We start from the raw sequence: 23,809 nt of genomic DNA, 5'->3' as shown, positions 1-23,809 counted from the left end.
GAATCGCCATGATCGCTGATAAAACTAAGAACACCGCTGATAAGATGCCCCGAATCGCTGATAAAACTGAGAAGATCGCTGATAAGATGCCCCAAATCGCTCCGAGAACATCGCTGATAAGATGTCTCGAATCGTTGATAAAACCGAGAACATCGCTGATAAAATGTCAACACGCCGATCGCCCAGTGAACTTCGCTGATAAGATGACCAAAATCGCTGATAACATCGTGAAAACCGCCAAAATAACTGATAATCTGCAAAACTGCTAGATAATTCTAATATAAACAAGGAAATGCAAGAATAAATTACCTACCTCATTGTAACGTAAATTCACGAATTGTTCACTACTGGTTTTTAATCAAATATTGGTAAAAAGTCGATTTTTGTCGAAAAAATGGTTGGTAAAAAAGACATGGGCAAATTGGTATATTTTCCGTGTGGCAGTAAGGTTTGTCTGTTAATTTTCAGGATGGAGATGTTTTATATTTTAATCTAAAATATGGTTAAAAACCCTTTAGAAATAAGCATTTACCATATCTTTCATTCCAAATCTTGCCCTTTGAAATTTATTATCGCGTAATCTTATAATAGATTCGTAGTCACCAAAAGTGGCTAATTTATCTAGGAGGTTCTTTCATATGAAACAAAAATATAGTAAATGGGTTGTCGGCGCAGCATCAGCGGCCCTAGTAGCATCAGCAATCGTACCAGCAGCAAGCGCAGCAAGCAGCTTTTCTGATATTGAAAAAAGTGACCACAAGGATGCAATTTTAGCATTAGCAGACGCTAAAATCGTAGCTGGTTACCCAGATGGAACATTCAAACCGAATGCCGTTGTAACTCGCGGAAATGTAACAAAATTCTTAGGTAAATGGTTAGTATCAGAAAACTACGAAATTCCTGCAAACTATGAAACAGAAGCACGTTTCACTGATTTACCAACAACAACTCCTGACAAAGAATTATTACAATATGCAGCACTTGTTAAAGATGCTGGCGTATTCAAAGGCTCTAACAACAAATTAATGCATACTAATAACATGAGCCGTGAACAAATGGCAGTTGTTTTAGTTCGTGCGATCAACACTGTTTATAACGTAGATTTAGTAGCAGATTACAAAGAATCTGACTTCAAAACGACAATCACGGATTTAGACAAAGCTACAGCTACTGAAAATCGTGAAGCAATCATCGCGTTAGAATATGCTGGACTTACAAACGTGAAAGCGTTCAATCCTAAAAACACATTAACACGCGGTCAATTTGCATCATTCTTACACCGTACAATTACTAAAATTGGTCAAGGTGAAACTTTAACTGTTAAAGAAGCTAAAGTTGTAGATGCAACAACATTAGAAGTAACACTTTCTGATGACAAAAAACATACTGTGAAATTAGAAACTGCTCTTCCAGAAAACAAAGAAACAAAAGTAGAGTTTGTGATCGATGGTAAAACTTATTCAGCTGTAGTTACATATGTAACTGACGTAAAAGTAAAATCTGTTGATGCAGTGAATGCAAAAACTTTAGCAGTAACATTCAACAAACCAGTTGAAACTGAAAAAGCTAAATTTGAGCTTAAAAAAGACGGCTTCAAATCTAACTTCTCTTCTATTACATGGAACGAAGATAAAACAGTTGCAACAATCGAATTAACTAGCAAAATTACAAAAGGTGAATTCACAGTTAGCGTAACTGGTCTTTCAGATAAAGCAGTAACTGGCTCTGTAAAAACTGAAGACGAAAAAGTTGCTGGTATTGAAGTTCTAGGTGATGTAGCTCCATCAACTGGCGATAAAACAGCTACAATCGGCTTCCAAGTTAAAAACCAATACGGTGAAGATATTACAAAATTAAACGCTTCAGCTTTAACACTTACTGCAGCAGGCGCTGATTCAGCAGTTGCAAATGCAGACGGCTCTATTACTATTAATAAAGCTGCTGGTCTTAAAGAAGGCGACAAAGTTGTACTTACAGTAATCCACGGTGGAACTGCAACTACAACTACAAAAACTGTAACAGTTTCTGCTAAAACTGTAGCAACTGATGTAACAATTGGTGCTCTTTACAATAAAGATGGCAAAACGTTAACTGAAGATGCTAATTTAGCAAAAGATAAATTCTATCTTCCTGTAACTGTAAAAGACCAATATGGTAAAGAAGTTACTGACTTAAACCGTCTAAAAGATGAGGTTATCGTTACAAATACAAACCAAGCTGTTGCAACATTTGGTGCATTTGAAAAACAAACAATCGATGGCAAAGATGTAATCGTACTTCCGGTTACTAGCATCGTAGCAAATGGTGATACAAACGTAATCGTTATCGCAAAAGCAACTGGTAAAAACGGCCAAGCAACAGTGAAAGTTGCTGAAGGTTTACGTGCTGATACAGTTACATTAGGCGCACCAACAAAAGTTGTTACTGCTGGATCTGATATCCTATTCCCATTATCTGTATTAGATAAACAAGGTAATGCTATTAAAGATACTGCTGTACTAGGCGGATCTAAAGGTATCTCTATTACTGGTGGTACTTTAGTAGAAAAAGACGGCGAGCTTTATGCAAAAGTAGCAGGCGATAAAGTAGTAGAAAACGCACCAGTAACTGTTGTTGTAACATCTTCAACTGGTAAAGTTGCAACTCAAACAGTTATCCCTAAATCTACAACTGCACCAAAAGTAATCACTGGCTTAAATAGCAAAGTAAGCACATCTATCCGTGAACTAGCTGATGCTAAAGTAGAAATCACTGCAAAAGACATCGTAGTTGAAGACCAATTCGGTCAAGTTATTTCATCTGACGAGCTTCTTGCAAAACTTGGAACAGCAGGATACACAATCCAAGCAGTTACTGACAAGGATGCACCATTCACAGTAACAGGTGAAATCGGTACTGGTGACAACAAAATCACAGTAGCATACAAAGCAGGCGCTACAAAAACAACTTCTAATGTAACATTCAAACTTGTAAAAGTAGGTGGCGAAGCAATCGAAGCTAGCTCTTACTCTAAACAATTCTCAGTTGTAAAAGATAGCTCATTCACTTCTTATAAAGTAGAAGATATCAAACCTATCTATGTAACTGAAAAATTAATTCCAGCTAAATATGGCAAAGACATCGTAGTGAAAGCAGTAACAGCTAATGGTGGAGAAGTTACACTTAAAGCAGGTTCTGACTACACTGTAAAATCTACAGTTCTTACAAACGTTGCAGATGGTAACGTTACGACTGGCGATGCAGCTAACGTAGAATTCGATAAAGATGCGAAAACTGCAACTGCAAAAGTAACAATCACAATCAATGCTACTGGTGAAGAAATCGTGAAAGAAGTAACATTCTCTAACGTTGCACCTAAAGTAGAAAAAGTGGCTGTAGTAGAAGAAGGTAAAGCAGATAAATTCATCGCTGGTGAAACAGTTAACGCTGTAACAACTTCTTCTTACAATGTAGCTGCTAACTTCAACCTAGATGCATTCTTCAAATTAGCTGACGTAGTTGTTACTGACCAATACGGCGTAATGGCAACTGTTGCTGAAGCTGGTGCAGAAAAAGGTCAAGCTAAATTTAACAACGTTCCAACTGCTGCTACAACTTTAACTTTATCTAAAGTTTCAGGCGAAGTAGTATTCAGCGATAACGGTACAGCTACTGCATCTGCTACAGGCAAAGCAAACGACGTATTCAATGCTCGTGTAAACATTGGTGGTCAAAGTGCAACTCCTGTAAAAGTTACAGCTAAGCAAGACTTCAAAAACTAAGAAACACTTTATACAGTGGAGGTTCGATTAAATCGAACGCTCCACTGTTTTTTTTGTTATCTATTTTGGGTGATGGAGCGGTGGAAGCCACTATGATAGTGGCGGAAATGACTATGATAACGGCGAAAAACGAAACTTTAGCGGCGGAGTTGACTATGTTGGCGGCGAAAAACTGACTTTTAGCGGCGGAGTTGGCTATGATAGCGGCGAAAAACGGATCTTTAGCAGCGGAAGCGACAATGTTCGCGGAGAAATTTTAATCTTTAGCGACGGAAAGAACAGCCAAAGCGACGGATAGACCATCAAACAGAGGGGGAGTGGCAATCAATCGCTTACAATTAAAGTAAAAGCAGAAGAATGTATAATGGAAATTTATTAAATTTTTGGATTCCATTACACGTATTATCATAGTATGATAGATAAAATGTGTTGAGGGGTTGAACTAGTGAAGAAGCATACATTATTTCAGGGCGCAATAGTTGCTGCTCTAACGACAAGTGCTATTGTAGTAGTGCCAACTGCGCAGGCAGCAGAAAAATTTACGGATGTTGATTACACGAAGGAATATGGTGCCGCGGTCAAGGATTTAGCAGCACGCGGTATTATTAAAGGATATGCAGATGGTACATTTAAGCCATTCGCAGATGTGACGCGTGGACAGGCTTCGAAGATTTTAGCAGGTCTTTTAGGACTAGATACTAAAAATGTAGAGGACCCACAATTTACAGATGTAAAGCCGAGCGATGAATATTACGGGGCAATTGCAGCTCTAGAAAATAAAGGGATTATTTCAGGCCTTGCTGATGGGAGCTTTGGTGTCAATCAAGCGATTACTCGAGAACAATTAGCGCGAATGCTAACAGTGGCGTATCAGTTAGAAAGTGATAATGTTGATCAGACATTACCATTTAAAGATATTGTAAAATATTCAGAAGCTCATTATGCGGTCGCTCCATTGTTTGAAAATAATATAACGAAGGGGCTTACACCAACTACTTTTGGTTTAAAAGAGACGGTCAAACGTTCACAGCTTGCGTTATTTATACATCGTATTGAAGCGATGCAGGCTAAACGAGTTATCCAAACATTTACCGCAAGCGAGCTTGATTCAAACTATATTGAGGCTTATTCTTCAGACAATCTAGCGGCGGATGGTGAGCATGAATTTTTCCGCATTCTTCAAGCAGATAATGATGTGAAGGTAGAGGCGTTACGAGAAGGATCGGGCTATTTCATACTTATTGGCTACAATATAGATAATGAAGAAAATTATAATATAATTGAAATGCAAAAATATAAAATTGATGTAACAAAAGTAGATGGAAAGCTACAAATTAACTGCCAGCCAACCGATGAGGTTACGCCAGGCTCAGCGCTGTTTTTGGAGGAGGATTTAGGTTTTAATCCGAAAAATATTGAGCTAACTACGGCTGCTGGTCATGCAGTGAGTGAGAAAGTCTACAGCTATCAACCGATTGATCTCGAAGACTGGGGAGAAGAAACTGTTCCTAAGGGCAGTAACTATGTGCTTTCGCTATCACAAGCAGGGGACTATATTGCAACATTATCGGATGATAAAGGACAGTCGGTACGAATAGGCATCCGAGCAGAATCTGATGGCTATGATTTGTATACAACTTCTGCAGTTGAAAAAAGCAGTGTGTTCATTCCAAAAAGCGAAATCGGCTTTACTGTGAAAGATTTCAAAATTGAACAATACACAGGCGCGAGGTATGATCATAAAATAGTGGATGTAGAGCTTTCAGAAAAGGGTGTCACTGTAAAAAGAGTTGGAAAAGGTGATGCTACTTTTTCTATCCGCCTGAATGGAGCAAATGGTGAGAAGCTATACGTACATGGCATGGTCTATGAGGTAAGTGGCGTAACTGCGATGTACTATGAAATAGCGACACAAGAACAAATGGAAATTAAACATTGAGATAAATAAAGATGGTGATCGTTTGTAGAACTTGATGTATCGCTGATAAACCAGAGAACATCGCTGATAAAAGAGCCGGGATCGCTGATAAACCAGAGAAATCGCTGATAAAAGTGCTAGAATCGCTGATAAACCAGAGGACATCGCTGATAAAAGTACCAGAACCGCTGATAAACCAGAGAACACCGCTGATAAAAGGCCAAAACCGCTGATAAACCAGAGAACATCACCAATTAAACTAAAAACATCGCCTACAGCAGAAAACCTCCCCAACATGTTCGGGGAGGTTTCTGTATGTTAAAAGACAATATATTTCACGTAGTCTTTCCAGTCGAGTTCTTTAAAATGCTGCCACTCAATTTTTTTAAGAGGCATAGAACGGAAGGAGCGAGCTAAAATATTGCGTTCTTCGTTTGTAATAATAGGTGTTCCAACATCTAGAGAGCCCGTAAAAATAGTAGAATCTACTGTTTTAAAGGCTACCTCAATTTTCTCAAGGCGTATTTTACCATTTTCATCAAGAGTATAAACGCTATGTTTATTTTTCTTTCCGGATTTTACCCAATCAGAATTTACCTTAAACGCATCGGATGCTTCATTTACGGTAATTGAAGCCTTACCAACAGTTGAAAATGGAATGTCTTCTAGAATGTCATCTGGATGCAATATTACCTCGTAGCTTGAAGGTTGAGGTAGTGTTGCAGATTTGGCTAATTCATTTGCCCAAAGGGATTCATTATTTGTCGTGATCTTTTGTTTTTGAAACACAACACCTGCTAGATCATCTTTGTAATGCTGCAAGTTAAAATCAACGGTTTGTCCATCTTTCACCTTTTGCCATTCATCCTCAGATAAGTAGGCAAGCATAGCCTTTTCAGATGAATAGATTTCAAATGTCACAGCACCAGCTTCTTCTGTGATTTTTGAAATTACACCGTCTACTGGGCAAATAACGCCTTCTCGTGCCTGAATTTGGGCTATTTGCGCATCCATTAAGGCTACTTGACGAGTGGTTTCTGCAATGTGACGGTTTAAAATTGCCACTGCTGTTGATGGAGAAGTTTGCTGCCCTAATTCAAATTGAACAGAGACATTTAACTTATCACTAATCTGATCGGTATTAATAGAGCTTGTTGGGTCATTGTTGTCACCGTATTCGGATTCTATCTGATCTAAAGCAGATTCTAAATCACCTAATTCGGTTTCGTAGGCAGTGCGTTCAGCCTCAAGCTTTGTTAATTCACCGTCAACTTCCTCTGTTTTATAGGTAGCTAGTAAATCATTGGCACTTACTTCCTGTCCGCGTTTTACATCTATGGCAGAAAGGCTTTTTGCATCTGCTGAAATCGTATAAGTTTGTGAAGGTGCAACAATCGCATCCTTTTCAACCGTCTCTACACGTTTACCAGTAGAAGCTTTCTGAAATTCATCGATGAAGTAAGATCTTGCTACTTCACTATCGTCCTTAAATACAAAATAAGCATTTACACCGATTAATAATGCGATCACAATAATACTCAAACTTGTCCAAGGTCTAGATTTAATAAAGCGCATCATCCTAACCCCCTTGCCAGCCATTCTTGAAGTGGTAACACACTAACCATTCCAATAAAGATAGCCATTAATACATAAAGCCCAATAATTTTCGCTAATAAAGCTTTACGCTCTGATAATTCCTCCCATTTCGAAAGGAACGTGTATTGCACAATAATTGTTAGTACAGTTGCTACGGTGATTTGATTGATGGCAAATAGCACAAAATCCGTATCAATTACTTGCTGAGCAATTGGTGCGAGTGAAAAGAAGGAGAAGTTTGTTGTGTAACCAACTGCATAAAACACAGCAAATAAAATTGTTTTTTCAATAAGTAAAAATACCATTACATAAAGTTGTACCTTCTGAATCCATTTGTAAGGGATGTCTGTTAATAGATGTAACAAGTATGTAACGCCGTAATAATGGAAGCAATAATAGATGATTCCCCAGGCAATAGCTCCAACCATTGATAGTAAACGGGCTGTATAGTATTCATTCGGATGATTCGATGCAAATAATGTTGTTAAGCTTTCAGTACCCATACCCCAATACTCACGAATGACAAATAGCATCATAAAGAGCAGGAAAACGGTGAAGGATCGTTTTTTATAGCCTCTTATTTCCCCTTGCTCGACAGCCTGGGTAAAGTTAGTGGGATGCATTAAGCTATGCCAAAACTTATATTGATAAAACATATATAGCTCCCTTTCTAGTAAATAAATATTAAAGTTGTAGTATACACCTAATTACTGGTAAATAACATAGTAGAAATGCTGAGTTTTTCATGGATTTCCCTCGATAAAGAGAAACGTCTTTATAAGACAATTATACAAAGTTTTTGTTACTCGATGTGCGCATTTTTTGACACAATATTTACCACTACGTCTGACTCCTAAGCCTATCTATTAGGAAGATCATATAATGCCTATTAGCACTTTTACTCGTAATTAGTCATCTTTTGCCAAAATTTGCACCAGATCAATGCACTTGTTTCAATTATATAGTATCCTAACAATAACTTCCTATAAAAAGACTATTCAATCTAAAAATAACAATTATCTTTATGTTAGTAAAGGTGAGCAACTTTAAGAGAATAGCTTGAAATAGAGTGATAAGCACCGATACTAAAGGTAGCAAATAAGAATTAAATGATACATATTTATTTTCCTATTAAATGTAGAAAGGGTGGGCATTTTGAAGAAACAGATTAAAGTTGGTGTAATCACAAGTCTATTACTAACTCCGGCAGCGATTGCCAATGCTCAAGAAATACAACCTCAAACAAGTTCTCACGTGGAGCAAGTTGCTAATGTTAATGTAGCAACAACAGACACTAGATCACAAACAATTGCACAATTTGGCAAACTATCTGTTACATCAACTAATGATGAAATGGTAGTAGCAAAGGGAGATGTAGCGGTTTTAAGTACTACAGACTTCAAACCAGATGAAATCAATTTCATTAAAGCGAAATACGAATATGTTGTGGCACAACGAGATTTATTGTCCAAATTAAAAAATATCGGAACAGAAATAAGTAAGTTGTCTTATACAAATAAAACATTTTTTGATGATGTGACAAAATTACATCAAAATTACACTACTTTTTTAGGTTCAGAAACAGAAGCAGGCTCTTATTTAAATGTTCAAAAGACTTTCGAGAATGCTGTAAATACAGCTCTTGCATCAACAGAGGCAAAGGGCATTGTTTCCTTAATTCGAGGTACATCAACTCAATATGGTTATGGCGAATCAGAGCGTATTAATTACTTTAAACAGAACGGTGCAGATATTGAGAAGCTTTTGAAAATGAACAAGGATGCAAAAGATGTAGAGAATACAATTACTAAGTTAGATTCTTTTATTGCTGTTCTCGATAACCAGTCATCCACTTCTACTGAAATTGCTGCTGCTGCTACTGAAGTAACGACAGGATTGAACACGCTGACAGCTGATCAAAAGAAAATTGTTATAGCACATAATCCTAAAAATACAGCAGTCACACCATATAAAAAATATACAGATGTGTTAGCAAACTTATCATCGGCTGATCAAGTGATTGCTAGTATTACACAGCTAACGCAAAAGAAACCAGAAGACTTCTCATCTGCTGCAAGCTTTATTAGTGCTGTAACAGCAATTGAAACTGCCTACAGTAGACTAGATGAAGGCTCAAAGCGTTTAGTCACAAATTATAAAGAGCTTGAGCCATATCAGGGGGCGGCTAATGTTTCCAAGCAAATTACAGCATTACGTCCGTCAAGTAATGCCGACTATCGTACTGCAGTAAAGGCAGCAAGCGATCAGTTAACAACTTTAGCTAAAAAAGATTTTGTGAAAAATATCGCTGACTTAGAATTGGCCGGGGCAAATATAGCAACAGCGCAAGAAATTGAAAAACTCATTGCGGAAATTGCTACAACTACAGATAAAATTACACAAATCGAGAAAGCGCGTGCAGCTTATAATACACCAGTCGCACCTGCGGGACAAAAAATAGACGCGGCCACTGTCAAGAAAATCGTGAACAATTTGCCGGAGCTAACAAGCTGGGAAAGTTCACATAAAGCCGTTTTAAATGTTATATCCCTTGTAGAAAAGCTAGACCCAGCTGCGAAGGATTATGCGAAAAAAGCGAAGGCTGCTAACACAGCTTACCTAAAGCTTGACCCTACAAAACGTGAATATGTGAAAAGCTATAAAACGTTGAAGAATCAAGTAGAGGCGATGGATATTGTAACACGAATCATGGCCTTAAACCCTTCGCAAAAAACATATAAGGAAACAGTCGAACTGTTATCAGCAGACTTTGAAAAGCTATCGTCCGAAGCGAAAGTACTTGTAACAAATAATGCAGCTCTTCAAACCGCAAAAGGCTATATTGCAACAGCAAAAAATTTCGATGATCGTGTTATTGCTTTAGCTAATGAACCAGATACTACATTTGTAGCAAAAGTGGCAGCGTTATCTTCTGAGTATAAAACGATGGACAAAAATGCGAAAAAATTAGTAACACAATATAAGACATTAACAACTTATGAGAAAAATAATGCTAATGTTGTGAAGGTTATTAAATTAATTGCAGACTTAAATCCAGCAAATAAGGATTATACAAAAAAAGTTTTAGCTGCGCGTAAGGCATACAATGCATTAGATCCTGCCTCACAAAAGCGTGTTACAAACTATAACCAACTAGCTGCCGTCGAGGATGTTGCTACATTAATAGGCTTAATCGAATCATTGAAACCAACAAGTAAGACGTTTTTAAATGATTTAGATACGGCGCGAAAAAATTACGATGCATTACCAGCAGAAAAGAAAAATGCTGTCATAAACTATGAAAAGCTTGTTACCGCTGAAACTGAGCTGAAATCTGCACACACTGTTATTGCATTAATAGATGCGGCAGTGCCTGATGATCCGGATTATTTAACAAAGCTCATGAATGCCCGCGTTGCCTACGACAAACTAACATCAGGACAGAAAAAGCTTGTTACTAATGTGAAGTTGTTAACGGATCGTGAAAAGCAAGTAAAACCTATTTTAACTGCCATGGTGCAAATCGATACATTAGATCCAAGCTCAAGTAAATTTGTTAGTCAAGTAAACTCAGCACGAAAAGCGTACGATAAGCTGACAAAGGATCAAAAGCAATATGTGAAAAATATTGATACTTTACAAAAGTATGAACCAACTGCAAAAGTGATTGAATTAATTGGCAAGTTAAAGCCGTCTAGTAAAACATTCCATGCGGATACTGTACAAGCTCGTGCATTATACGATGCTCTAAGTAAGGACATGCAGCAATATGTAACAAACTACAATTTATTACAAGCCGCTGAGTCAAGTATCCTAGGGGCAGGTAATGTACAGCGCATGATTGATGAGCTTCCGTCTGTCCAGCCAAATCAATATGTTAAACGTATTGAAGAGATACGCGCAGCATATAATGCGTTACCAAAAGATCAACAAATGTCTGTTGAAAACTATAAAACATTGCAGGAGCAAGAAAAGCTTATTAAACCTGTTATGAGTGTTGTCAACGAAATTGATAAACTGATGACATCCAAAAATATGGACAGCCAATACCAAAAGATTTTAAAAGCATATGATAATCTTACTGCCACTCAGCGTAAATATGTTTATAACGACCAGTTGCTTCTATCGTTAGATAATGTTATTAAAGTTTATAAGAGTATTGAAGATTTAAAACCAAGCGATAAACTGTATTTTGGTATGATCGAATCTGTGCGAAAAGATTACGATAGCTTAAATACAGCAGATAAGCAAAGAGTGTCTAATTATCATATTTTGCTTGAAGCAGAGAAAAGTATGAGTGACGTGAAGAAGGTTGTAGAAATTATTTCAGGTCTTAATCCGGCTTCCAGCACATATATTCAAGATGTAGCGAATGCTTCTGCGGCATATAAAGCATTAGACTCTAAAGTAAAAGGACAGGTCCTTAACTACGATACTTTAAAGAAAGCAGAAAAAGATGTAGCGGCAGTGTTAAAAGTTGTAGAAGCGATTGGCGAGTTGGATCCAGATGCTAAAACATTCGAAAAGAAAGTACTGGCTGCACAAAAATCATACGATGCACTCACGCTTGAACAACAGGATTTAGTGTATAATTACCGTATTTTACAGGATCATTTAAGAACATTAGGTTTAGAATAAGGAGAGAGGGGCAGTCCCTCTTTTCCTCATTTTTATGACCTTGAGGAAAGGGAGCGTTAATGTGAAGGTACATAAAGCGTGGGCTATTGCCACTGCAGCAGTAGTAGTACCCTGTGTCGCAGTCATTCCTACAGAAGCAGCTACTATGCCTTTTACAGATATAAAAAATAGTGGAAGCGAAGCAGAATTATACAAAGCAGTCAGTGAATTATATAGTCAGGGAATTGTCTTTGGTACAACACCGACTACGTTCAGTCCGTATCAAAATTTAACGCGAGGGGAAGCAGCATACTTTTTAGCTGAATCTCTAAAGTTGGAGACAAAAAATGTAGTAAATCCTGGCTTCAAAGATGTACCTGCCACTCATAAATATTACGGTCATATTGCTGCACTTGCTGAAAAGGGAATTATCCAAAAAAATACAAATTATAATCCGGATCATTTTATTAAGCGAAGTCAAATGGCAAAGATGCTGACACTTGGCTTTGATTTACAACAGGCAACAACATTATCTGCTCCTTTTTCAGATTTTACAAAAGATAATGAAACCAATAAGTATATTCAAACGTTATTAAATTACGGGATTACACAAGGTACTAGTGCGACAACATTCTCTCCGTATACAGACGTTACTCGCGGTCAGATGGCGTTATTCCTATATCGCACCTTACAAAAAAACGAAAATGATTTTTATATTATTAGCGTTGAATAAAAGCAAAGACTCACTCTTAGGTTATCCGCAATCTTAGAGTGTTTTTTTAAAAACCATCTAGGGAAAAATAGGAATTAATGGTATATTTGAGGCTTATCACCCGAAGTCATGGGGCATTGTCGTCAGGAAAACCGAGTACGATACATAACTGAATGAAGGGAAGGGAGCTATGTTTAAAAAAGTTTCTGGTGTTGTTGGTATGTCACTTATATTGCTGACTACATCATACGATGTATCTCTGGCGAACACATCTGAAGAAGTATTGGCGGCTAATATTGCAAAGGATGTTTCACCATCACATTGGGCTAGTAGCTCAATAGAACATATGTTAGAGAAGCACTATATGACAAATGATCAGGGCGGCTTCTTTCGACCAGAGCAACCGATTACTAGGGCAGAGGCTGCAGCTGCAATTGCTCGTTCCATGCAGATAAAACTGGATACTACATATACGCCAAAATTTACAGATATATCGATTAACCATCCAAACTACAAAGAAATTTGCGCTTTAGTTGAATTAGGTATTTTACAAGATGGTGATTGTTTCAAACCTGAAGCACCTTTAACACGTATGCAAATTGCCAAAATGTTAACGCTTGCTTATCAAATTGAAGTGGATTCCCAAAATAAAAGTAAGTTTAGCGATGTGAAAGAGGGACATTGGGCGAAAGACTATATTGAATCACTTGCAGATGTCGGTATTATTAAAGGGGTCAATGCGCAACAGTTTGCACCGAATCAATTGATCACACGTGCGCAATTTGCTTCTTTGGTTGAGCGAAGTCTTGACTTTTCAATGAAGGTAACCAATTTCGAATTAGCATATGACTTTTTATCAAAGTCTTATATACCGACAAAAAATTATTCATCAACCATGTCTAATGATGTCATTCGTTTAGTTAACGTTGAACGACAAAAGAAAAATTTGCAACCACTTACCCATGATGCAGCTTTAACACAAGTCGCTGTTATTAAGGCGCAGGATATGGTGAATCGACATTATTTTGAGCACGAATCCCCTTATTACGGAATGCCATGGGATCTAGCGACATTATTCGACTATCCATATACGAGTTTAGGAGAGAATATAGGAAGAAACATCCCATCACCAGAAGCGGCCGTGAAAGCGTGGATGGCCTCTCCGACACACCGTGAAAATATTTTGCGTGAAAATTACACAAATACCGGAGTAGCCATTGCGATTGATAGCAAAGGAAATTACTATTGGGTGCAATTGTTTTCTAGTCAATAACTTGAGCAGACCGAGGGGAAAATAAATACCCGTGGGTAGTGGTGGATATTCGCGCGGCCGGAGCAAATACCCGCGGATGCGAAGTGAATATCCGCGAAGCTGGGGTAAATATCCGCGAAGCCGAGGTGAATCCCCGCGGAGGCGAAGCAAATCTCCACGCCGCCGGATAATATCCGCGAAGGCGAAGCAAATCTCCACGCGGCCAAGGCAAATATCCGCGAAGTCGAAGTAAATCAATTATTCGTGTGAAAATACCTCAAATCCGTAACTATTACATTAGAACTTCCTAATCTCGTGTTCTATTGTAACAAAGCATAGCTAATATTACAGGAATGTTACAAAACGCCGGGATATCCATTAATTAATACCCATATTTTAACGCTGATAAACCACGGAAACGTTGGTGTATCAGCGTTTTTTTGCGTTTTGTAAACCGTTACACAATTGAAAAATTAAAATAGCACCTTTTATGATAGTCTATTTATAGGCAAAAAAGTTCAGAGAGGGGTATACCGAAATATGAAAAAGAAATGGTTATTACCGATTTTTGCATCCTTTATGTTATTTACAACAACTCACATAGATACAGCTGAAGCAGCTACAGCATCTGATGTTACTGAAACAGCATCCAAATATTTAGGTATTCCATATGTGTATGGAGGTACAACTACTAAAGGGCTTGATTGCTCAGGCTTTACATCTAAAGTATTTGCAGATTTAGGTATTAAATTAAACCGTACATCAAGTTCACAATACGAACAAGGTACAGCGGTAGCAAAAGACGATTTACAAGTGGGCGACTTACTATTCTTCAATACTAGTGGTAAAGGTATCTCACATGTATCGATATATACTGGTGACGGAAAAATGATTCACTCACAAACAGGTAAAGGTGTTAGTTACTCAGATGTAAACGATCCATATTATTGGGGTTCTCGTTACATTGGTGCTAAACGCGTAGCAACATTTGATAGTGAACAAGCTGAAGCTGTTAAAGAAGAAGTAAAGAAAGCTGCTATCGATTTTACAGTTTACGCTTCTCGTGCTGAAGTGGCAGAGCAAATTGCTAAAGCACTTAACTTGGATACATCCGATAAAAATACGAAATTTACAGACGTAAAACCAACATATGAACATGCTGGTGCGATTGCTGCTGTATCGAAGTTAGGTATCTTTGATGGTGATGGTAATGGTAAATTTAACCCATCTTCACCGATAACACGTGCTCAAATCTCTAAAGTATTAGTACATGCCTTTGGATTAGAACAACAAGGCGATGTTGTAACATTTACTGATGCTCCTTCAAATCATTGGGCAAATGAATTTGTTTCAATTCTAGCTTCAAATGGTATTACAGAAGGTAAAGGAAATGGTAGCTTCGGTTACGATGAAATGTTAAAAATTTCGCAACTTCAAACATTTATTGAACGCGCACAACAATTACAAAAATAATTAAATTCCGTATTACTTAGACAAGGGCTACGTTTAAAGTAATACCATGCAGGGAAGTTCTTTTAAATAATGTATAAATTGAGGAGAGTTTGCATCTGCAGGCTCTCTTCTTTTTATGAAATATCAATAATCGAGGGGTGATGCCTAAATTATAGTAGAATAGTTACGTTCGTATGATAGTTTTGTCTGTGAATTTTTGCTAAAATGAACACGAGAACAGGAAGGGAGGAAATAAGACAGTGTACCTCAAAAAAATCAGTCTTATATTATGCGTCTTATTCATTTCAGCTTCTATGTTTACAATACATAGTGCCCAAGCTAGTGGTGGGTTTGTAGATGTTCCTAAAGATCATGAAGCTTATGAAGAGATCAATTATTTAGTAAATTTAGGTGTTATTAAAGGATATACGGAAAATGGAAAAACGTATTATAAACCTTATAATAACGTAACGCGTGGGCAAGTTGCCAAAATGGTTGTTGTTGCTTCAGGTAACAAGCCATTAGTTGTCAATAAATCAAACTTTTCAGATGTAGAAGTCGGCACAGAACTTTCAGGTTATGTAGAACGTGCTGTACAGCTTGGTTACTTTGCCACAAATACAAAGGGGCAATTCTTACCAAACAAGCCTTTAACTCGTGATGAAATGAGCCATGTTTTAACAAAAGCGTTTAACCTTGATACAAGTGAGTATGAAAATATCGATTCTCCTTTTGTGGATGTAGGTATTACAAATAAGTACGTGAAATACGTGAATACGATTTACTATAACGGTATTACAAAGGGAAGCGGTCAAAATTATAACCCAAATAGCCAAGTGACACGTGCACAATTTGCGTTATTTGTAGCGCGTGCGAAAAGTGAAGAGTATCGTTTAGAGCTACCTGTTAAAGGTGTATCTGTACCTGATACATCACAGGTTATTGGATTAATTTCCTCAACAACTGACGGATTAAATATTCGTAAATCTAAAGATTCTTCATCTTCTGCTAATATAGTAGGCACTGTCAATACAGGCGGTAAATTATCAGTCTATGCGGTTGAAGGAGACTGGTTAAAAGTTACCTATAAAGGTGCATATGCTTATATTTATAAAACGTATGCTCAGTATTTAGATGCAGATGGTAACGCATTAGGGAATGTCCAAAAACAGGTTACAGCAACACAAAATTTAAATGTTTACGTAAAGCCAACGTCTTCTTCAAAAGTTATTACAACAGTTAATAGCAAAACAAAGTTACCAGTTTATAAGACGGTAAGTGGCTATCATTTAACTGTAGTGAATGGTTTACCAGGTTATATTGTAGCGAATAGTACAGAGGATGTTGAAGCAGAAAAACCTTCTACGCCAGATCCAAATCCAACTCCTCCAACAGTTTCAGGTAATCTATTAGGACGAGCGACAGTTGATAATTTAAATATTCGCACAGAAGCTAACTCTACTTCTACGATAGTGGGTAAGTTGAAAAAGGGCGAATATGTGCAAGTGAACAGTATTAACGGTTATTGGGCACAAGTTACTTATAATGGTCAAAAAGGGTATGTCCATAAATCTTTCTTAAAGTTATTAAATCAAAGTGGTAATGCGTTAAAAGATCGTATTATCATTATTGATCCAGGTCATGGTGGTAAGGACCCTGGAACGGTTGTAGGTTCTAATTCCGAAAAAGCCATTACATTAAAGGTCAGCACACTTGTGAAGCAAAAACTAGAAGCTGCAGGTGCGAAGGTATTGATGACTCGTACGGGGGATACCTATCCTTCACTACAAGACCGAGTTGACTTTACAAATGCTAATTACGGTGAAATCTTTGTGAGTATCCATGTGAACTCAGCAGCGAATACTTCTGCACAGGGTACTGAAACATATTATGCTATTTCAACAGGTGATATGCATCAGGAAGACGTTGATCTTGCTACATTTGTAAACAATCAAATTGTTAATAACTTAAAAATGAAAAATCGTGGTGTCAAAGAACAGCAATACTATGTAATTCGCAACATGGCTATTCCATCTATCTTAGTCGAGCTAGGCTTCCTCACAAATAATGAAGACCGCGCTAAAATGACGGATGATCAATATGCTGAGTTATTTGCTGAGTCTATCTTCAAAGGGATTTCACAATATTACGCAAAACAATAATAATAGAAGCTACATTGTTCATAGTGAACGATGTAGCTCTTTTTTGTTTCGAGTCACTTATAAAAGAAAGAGAGTTTATATTTGGCTCTTCACCAAAAGTTGCGGATGACATAATCCTTATATTTTGATATAAACCCGAAAAATACTAATAGTTACATTTGTATGCTGGTTTCAAGTGTTAAATTTTGTTAAAATGGATATGAGAATAGGGAGGGAGGAAAAAAGACATTGTATCTTAAGAAAATCTGTCTTATGTTATGCATCTTATTCATATCAGCTTCTATTTTTACCATACATAATGCAAGTGCAAGTGGTAATTTTGAAGATATTTCTTCAAAGCATGAAGCTTATGAAGAGATCAATTATTTAGTGAATTTAGGTGTGATTAAAGGGTATACAGAAAAAGGAAAAACGTATTTCAAACCTAATAATAACGTAACGCGTGGACAAGTTGCCAAAATGGTTGTTGTTGCTTCAGGTAATAAACCACTAGTTGTTAATAAATCAAGCTTCACAGATGTTCAAGTTGGCAGTGAGCTTTCAGGTTATGTAGAACGTGCTGTACAGCTTGGTTACTTTAAAACAAATACAAAGGGACAATTCTTACCGAACAAACCTTTAACTCGTGATGAAATGAGTTATGTATTAACGAAAGCATTTAAGCTTGATACAAGTGAATATGAAAAGATCGATTCTCCTTTTGTGGACGTAGATAGTACACATGACTACGTTCAATACGTGAATGCGATTTACTATAATGGTATTACAAAAGGGAGCGGTCAAAATTATTACCCAGATCGCCAAGTGACACGTGCACAGTTTGCGTTATTTGTAGCGCGTGCGAAAAGTGAAAAGTATCGTTTAGAGCTACCTGTTAAAGGTGTAGCTGTACCTGATCCATCACAGGTCATTGGATTAGTTTCCTCAACGACTGACGGATTGAATATTCGTAAATCCAAAGATTCTTCATCTAATGCTAACATTGTGGGTACAGTGAATAAAGGTGGTAAACTATCAGTCTATGCAGTTGAAGGAGATTGGTTAAAAGTTTCATCAGAAGATACCTATGCTTATATTTATAAAAAGTATGCACAGTTTTTAGATGCGGACGGTAATGCATTAGGGGATGTTCAAAAGCAAGTTACTACAACACAAAGTATAAATATTTACGTCAAACCAACATCTTCTTCAAAGGTTATTTCGACTGTCGATAGTAAAGTGAAATTACCGGTTTATAAGACGGTAAGTGGCTACTATTTAACAGAAGTGAACGGATTACCAGGTTATATCATGGCAAATAGTACAGAGGATGTTAAAGTAGAACAGCCTTCTACTCCAGATCCAAAACCAACTCCAACTCCAACTCCAGACCCAATAACGCCATCAGTTACAGGGGATTTACTTGGTCGAGTGACAGTTGACAATTTAAACATTCGCACAGAAGCTAACTCTACTTCTACGGTAGTAAGTAAGCTGAAAAAGGGCGAATATGTGCAAGTGAACAGTATTAACGGCTATTGGGCACAAGTTACCTCTAATGGTCAAACAGGGTATGTCCATAAATCTTACTTAAAGTTATTAAATCAAAATGGTAATGCGTTAAAAGATCGTATTATCATTATTGATCCAGGTCATGGTGGTAAGGACCCTGGAACGGTTGTAGGTTCTAATTCTGAAAAAGCCATCACATTAAAGGTTGGCACACTTGTGAAGCAAAAGCTAGAGGCTGCGGGTGCGAAGGTATTGATGACTCGTACGGGGGATACATATCCTTCACTACAAGACCGTGTTGACTTTACAAATGCTAATTACGGTGAAGTCTTCGTAAGTATCCATGTGAACTCAGCAGCGAATACTTCTGCACAGGGCACTGAAACATATTATGCTATTTCAACAGGGGACATGCATCAGGAAGACGTTGATCTTGCTACATTTGTAAACAATCAAATTGTTAATAACTTAAAAATGAAAAATCGTGGTGTCAAAGAACAGCAATACTATGTAATTCGCAACATGGCTATTCCATCTATCTTAGTCGAGCTAGGCTTCCTTACAAATAATGAAGACAACGCTAAAATGACGGATGATCAATATGCTGAGTTATTTGCTGAATCTGTTTACAAAGGAATTTTGGAGTATTACTCGAAGCAATAATAAAAAGGGCTACATGGTTCAGATAATGAAACCATGTAGCTCTTTTGTGCTTGATTTGTACGGTTAAAAGGAATGTTATCAGCGATAAGGCATATTTATCAGCGGTTCCAGCACTTTTATCATCGATGTTGAGTTTTTATCATCGATTCCAGCACTTTTATCAGCGATGTTGAGTTTTTATCATCGATTCCGGCACTTTTATCAGCGATGTTGAATTTTTATCATCGATTCCAGCACTTTTATCATCGATTCCAGCACTTTTATCATCGATGCTGTTCGCCGCTTTATCATCGATTCCAATACTTTTATCAGCGAATAGAAGCATTCTATCAGCTGTCCGAAAACAACCTATCATGAATCCAAAGTAGCATCTTACTTATTTTGAATTTGCATGGAGTGTTCTGTTTACGAATTGCGCGAAGTTTTGACGTGTCACTGTACCATTTGGTTTAAATGTATGATCGGCATAGCCTGTTGTAATGCCAAGTGCATATAAAGCTTGGACATCTTTATAATAAGCATGAGATGTAGGTACATCTGTGAAAGTATGATTCGTATGGCCTTGTAGCTTGAAGCCGTTGACAAGTGCTCTTGCCATAGCAGCGCGCGTCATTGGCTGGTGGGCATTGATTTTGCCATCCTCTAATGCAATAATGCCGTGGCGTAAGCCTGTTGCTAAAACTGTATAGCCATACTCACTTGCTTTGATGTCACTCGCATTTAATGTAGCTGAGCTTGATGCTGGAATACCTAATGCACGCAGTATCATTTCTGTTGCTTGAAGGCGAGTCAATGTACCCTGTGGATTAAATTTCCCGTTAGAACCTTTTACAATGCCAAGTGCATATAAGTTTTTAATATCATGATAGGCACCATTCGATGATGCTACATCTGGGAAGAATGGTGCGGCAGCAATTGTTGCTTTGTTGGAACCTTTTGCGCGTGTGAGCGTTTTAATTTCTGCAATCGTTGCAAATTTTTCATTAGCATTTTTGCGATCATCACGTCCTTCTATAAAGGATGTACGTATCGTATATGTTCCGGCAGCTAAATTACCAGGCATAGAAATTTGATATTTTTCGGTATGGGTACTAATATCTTTTTTATCAGCATTGTCTGTTGTGGAATCAGCGGCAAGGCCTGGAATATAACGCTCATGCTCTTTACCAACCACTTTATCGTTTGCGTCTAGAATTTCTACTTTCAATGTACCACGTGCTGGTACGTTACCATTGTTCTTAATCGTTACAGTAGAGTAGAAAACAAATTTACCAGACGGTGCTACATAAGCTTGCACCCCGTCAGAGTAAAGTGAAAGATTATAACGGCGGGGCACATAGCCATTATGATTGTCGGCTACCCAATTGAGAGCATTCTTCAAAAATACCTGTGCATCTTTGTCACCAGTAGTAGTTGAATAGGCAGCACCATTTTCGTGATCTTGCCAATCAGCTTTAGCATCAATATTAATATAATCATAGATTTTGAATCCAATTTGAACAACTCTGCCCTTACCGTATTCGATAGCATGAGCAGCACCAAATTCATTCTTTTTCATTGTTTTAGCCTTGTCTGTGAAATTGTAATCTGAGAAATATAAAATAGGTGTTGCAGATCCCCCTTGCCAAGGCTTAATGATTTCTACCCAATCACGATCTGTTTTTGTTAGAGTAAGCTTGCTTTTGCCAAGCTCTTTTGTTGTATTTTGAATAATTGGATGAACAGTATTAATATTGCTTATTGTGGAATTTCCTAATACGATATCGTCAATAAAACGTGAATTGAATACCTCGGTTAAATTATCCCACTCCATTACCCAAGAATCGACATCATAGATTAATGGAGAAAGATCCATTTGGCCGGATTTAGGAAATTTTGTTGATTCATTACGCGCTGTCTGGAAGGCAAAAATTGCACCACCGCCATTTCGAACGTACATTTTGACATTTTCGCGTTGCTGATGATTCATCATGACTGTATAGGCAAAGACGATTGCATCATATTCACTTAAATTTTCTAAATTGTTTAAGTCTTTCTCATAAATCTTCTCTACTTGGAAGCCTTGTTGCTGATAGAGAAGAAATGCTTTAAGTTCCTTATTATACGTGGAGCTATAGTCAACCTTTTCAGAAACAGACTGGCCATTAAATGTTCCAACTGGGTGTGTTGTATTGGCGTATTTTTCACTACTTTCAGAGAAAACGACACCGATTTTCTGTGCTGCTTTAGCTTGTGTAGGTGCTAAAAAAGCTATAAGCATAAAAGCGCATGCTACAAGTAATGAAATGAATAATTTCTTCATTGAATCCACATCCTTAGTTCTATATTTTTCATCAAAATTGCACTACATTACTCATATTACACATAAATAATGGATGAATCATTAAAATTTGGCACATCACTAAATTGGATGACATTTGTTAAGACGTATGCTCTGTGTATAAGTTGATGGTAGTAGGGATTGTGATAACGCCTTCATGACCAACAATCTTTCGGTCCAAGCGGCTCATTGGACGTCCCCAGGAAGCTCTGCGCGAAAGCAAAGCGTCAGCAACAAATGTTTTCTGTGCGAAAGCGAAGCGACAGCAACAATGTTTTATCTGTGCGAAAGCAAAGCGTCAGCAACAATGTTTTATCTGTGCGAAAGCAAAGCGTCAGCAACAAAGCGCCCAGTCGGAACGGAAATCAACCACACGTTATGGTAATGGGCCATTAATTAGGCAGAATGAGAAATTATTGCATAATTTTATATAAAATCACTTCATTCCTTTCTATAAGTCTATCTGTATTTATGATATAATAACTTTTGTTTTGTATAAGAATGAAAAAAAGACACAACTATGATTTGCGATAGAGGAGGGCAATCACATCTACCTAGATGTATGACATTTATGAATAAATTGAAACAAACTTTAGCAAAGGTCAATAAGATTGATACGTTTTCACCGTACTTCTTTTTACCTTTTATATTAGTGCTATATTTCTTTACGAGTCTATTCGATTTCCATCGATTTGAGTTATTTAATGTACAAGTATCAATTTGGCCAGCGGTATTTTTAGCACTTGCATGCTATTACATCGGTGTGTACGTTATTGATAAATTACAATGGACAATCCCATCATTTGGTTTATCTTTCTTAGGGAAATATGTTGTTCATTTTATTGTATTATTAACTTTACTTGGTTTAGCTTCATATTTATTAATGATTTTTGGTGGAGGATTCGGAATTTCTGATGAATCTAGTCGACGTAACCTTGATCCAAAATTAAACTTCTTTGCCCAATTATTATGGTTTGGAGTTTTATTGTTATTATCGTATAAAATGATTTTAGAAAAGCACATGACATGGAAGAAAGTATTAGTATACGGTTCTATTTATGCTGCTGTGATGTTCTTGTTCCTATTAATGGGTTACCGTACACCATTAATTATTATGTTATTTACTGGTATTATTATTTTCCATTATGTTGTGAAGCGTGTGAAATTAACATGGTTCCTTTCAGCTCTGTTTGTCATCGGAGTAGCTTTCTCAATGTTTGGTTTCCTACGTGTTGTATCAGAGGATACGACGAAGGAATTTAATAGCCGTGAACAACCAGATGTAGAATTAACTGAAACAGAAAAAGAAAAACTGTTAACAGTAGAGCAGCAAGTTAACTTAACGCCAAAATGGATTCGTTCATTAAATGGTGAGAGTGTAACAGGCCATATTGTTTTAAGTAAAATTATTGAATATACGCAAGAGGAAGGTTACCTAAATGGTGAACTTCATGCTGGTATCTTTAATACGATTCGATCAGGTGAACAAGTGTCACCTCGTATGAAAGTAACAGAAGTTGTAAACTCACTAAGTGTAGAAGAAGGTAAATATATTACACGTCCTAATAGAACAACAACGCCTACGTTTATCGGTCAGTTATTCTTAGATGGCGGTTATGTACTTGTAGGGATTGGATTCTTCTTATATGGTGTATTAATCTCATTAATTTATAATAAAGTGAAGCAGGGCGGTATTCGTAGCTTCCACTCAGTAGCTTATGCATTTGTCATTACACTATTTACAGTGTCTATGCATACAGGCTTACTTGATTTAATATTTATTTTAATGCTTGGCTTTGTTATCCTAGCCTCGGCGGTTATAAAAACGGACGATAACGATAAAAAACTTTCATATTAACAATAGT

13 protein-coding genes are annotated in these 23,809 nt (G+C 37.2%); 10 read left to right on the top strand and 3 right to left on the bottom strand.

Annotated elements, in window-relative coordinates:
• Positions 1–638 precede the first annotated feature (638 nt).
• Both ACB089_RS21470 and ACB089_RS21465 read left to right on the top strand, forming a co-directional pair.
• Positions 639–3,761 carry an S-layer homology domain-containing protein gene (locus ACB089_RS21470; RefSeq protein WP_374963845.1) on the top strand — a complete coding sequence of 1,041 codons (3,123 nt, stop codon included), beginning with the start codon at positions 639–641 and terminating at the stop codon, positions 3,759–3,761.
• Between the two features lie 445 nt (positions 3,762–4,206).
• Positions 4,207–5,700, top strand: coding sequence for an S-layer homology domain-containing protein (locus tag ACB089_RS21465; protein ID WP_374963844.1), 1,494 nt, complete (start codon positions 4,207–4,209; stop codon positions 5,698–5,700).
• A gap of 297 nt (positions 5,701–5,997) precedes the next feature.
• Here the strand turns inward: ACB089_RS21465 and ACB089_RS21460 are convergent, their stop codons facing one another.
• On the bottom strand, positions 5,998–7,254 hold the full coding sequence (locus tag ACB089_RS21460; RefSeq protein WP_374963843.1) for an HlyD family secretion protein: 1,257 nt from the start codon (positions 7,252–7,254) through the stop codon (positions 5,998–6,000).
• Complete coding sequence (locus ACB089_RS21455; protein WP_068986177.1) at positions 7,254–7,931, bottom strand: hypothetical protein; 678 nt, start codon at positions 7,929–7,931, stop codon at positions 7,254–7,256. The genes ACB089_RS21460 and ACB089_RS21455 overlap by 1 nt, the downstream gene beginning before the upstream one ends.
• Before the next feature lie 490 nt (positions 7,932–8,421).
• Here ACB089_RS21455 and ACB089_RS21450 point away from each other — a divergent pair, with 490 nt between their 5' ends.
• From ACB089_RS21450 to ACB089_RS21425, 6 genes are all read left to right on the top strand, one after another.
• A complete protein-coding gene (locus tag ACB089_RS21450; protein WP_374963842.1) occupies positions 8,422–11,913 on the top strand; it encodes a hypothetical protein in 3,492 nt (1,163 codons plus the stop codon).
• 61 nt (positions 11,914–11,974) lie between these two features.
• A complete protein-coding gene (locus tag ACB089_RS21445; protein WP_374963841.1) occupies positions 11,975–12,625 on the top strand; it encodes an S-layer homology domain-containing protein in 651 nt (216 codons plus the stop codon).
• Between the two features lie 238 nt (positions 12,626–12,863).
• Entirely contained in the window at positions 12,864–13,877 is a 1,014-nt protein-coding gene (locus tag ACB089_RS21440) for an S-layer homology domain-containing protein (protein WP_374967611.1), read from the top strand.
• Between the two features lie 519 nt (positions 13,878–14,396).
• The gene (locus ACB089_RS21435; RefSeq protein WP_374963840.1) at positions 14,397–15,329 is read left to right on the top strand and encodes an NlpC/P60 family protein; all 933 of its coding nucleotides are present in this window, start codon (positions 14,397–14,399) and stop codon (positions 15,327–15,329) included.
• A 239-nt stretch (positions 15,330–15,568) separates the two neighbouring features.
• Positions 15,569–17,470 (top strand): N-acetylmuramoyl-L-alanine amidase, encoded by a 1,902-nt coding sequence (locus ACB089_RS21430; protein ID WP_374963839.1) that lies wholly within the window; start codon positions 15,569–15,571, stop codon positions 17,468–17,470.
• 228 nt (positions 17,471–17,698) lie between these two features.
• Entirely contained in the window at positions 17,699–19,624 is a 1,926-nt protein-coding gene (locus ACB089_RS21425; protein WP_374963838.1) for an N-acetylmuramoyl-L-alanine amidase, read from the top strand.
• 376 nt (positions 19,625–20,000) lie between these two features.
• Here ACB089_RS21425 and ACB089_RS21420 read toward each other — a convergent pair whose 3' ends face one another.
• Positions 20,001–21,926, bottom strand: a complete 1,926-nt coding sequence (locus ACB089_RS21420; RefSeq protein WP_374963837.1) for an S-layer homology domain-containing protein — start codon at positions 21,924–21,926, stop codon at positions 20,001–20,003.
• Between the two features lie 175 nt (positions 21,927–22,101).
• On the opposite strand from ACB089_RS21420, the gene ACB089_RS21415 reads away from it, so the two are divergent.
• Together ACB089_RS21415 and ACB089_RS21410 are read left to right on the top strand one after the other, a co-directional pair.
• On the top strand, positions 22,102–22,329 hold the full coding sequence (locus tag ACB089_RS21415; protein WP_374963836.1) for a hypothetical protein: 228 nt from the start codon (positions 22,102–22,104) through the stop codon (positions 22,327–22,329).
• Positions 22,330–22,515: 186 nt separating this feature from the next.
• Positions 22,516–23,802, top strand: a complete 1,287-nt coding sequence (locus ACB089_RS21410) for an oligosaccharide repeat unit polymerase (RefSeq protein ID WP_374963835.1) — start codon at positions 22,516–22,518, stop codon at positions 23,800–23,802.
• Positions 23,803–23,809 lie beyond the last annotated feature (7 nt).

The sequence above is a fragment of the Lysinibacillus sp. RS10 genome (genome assembly GCF_041956855.1).
In the GTDB taxonomy this organism is placed as follows: domain Bacteria; phylum Bacillota; class Bacilli; order Bacillales_A; family Planococcaceae; genus Lysinibacillus; species Lysinibacillus xylanilyticus_A.
Note: the sequence above shows the minus strand (reverse complement) of the source record. Positions and strands in the feature narration are given on the sequence as shown.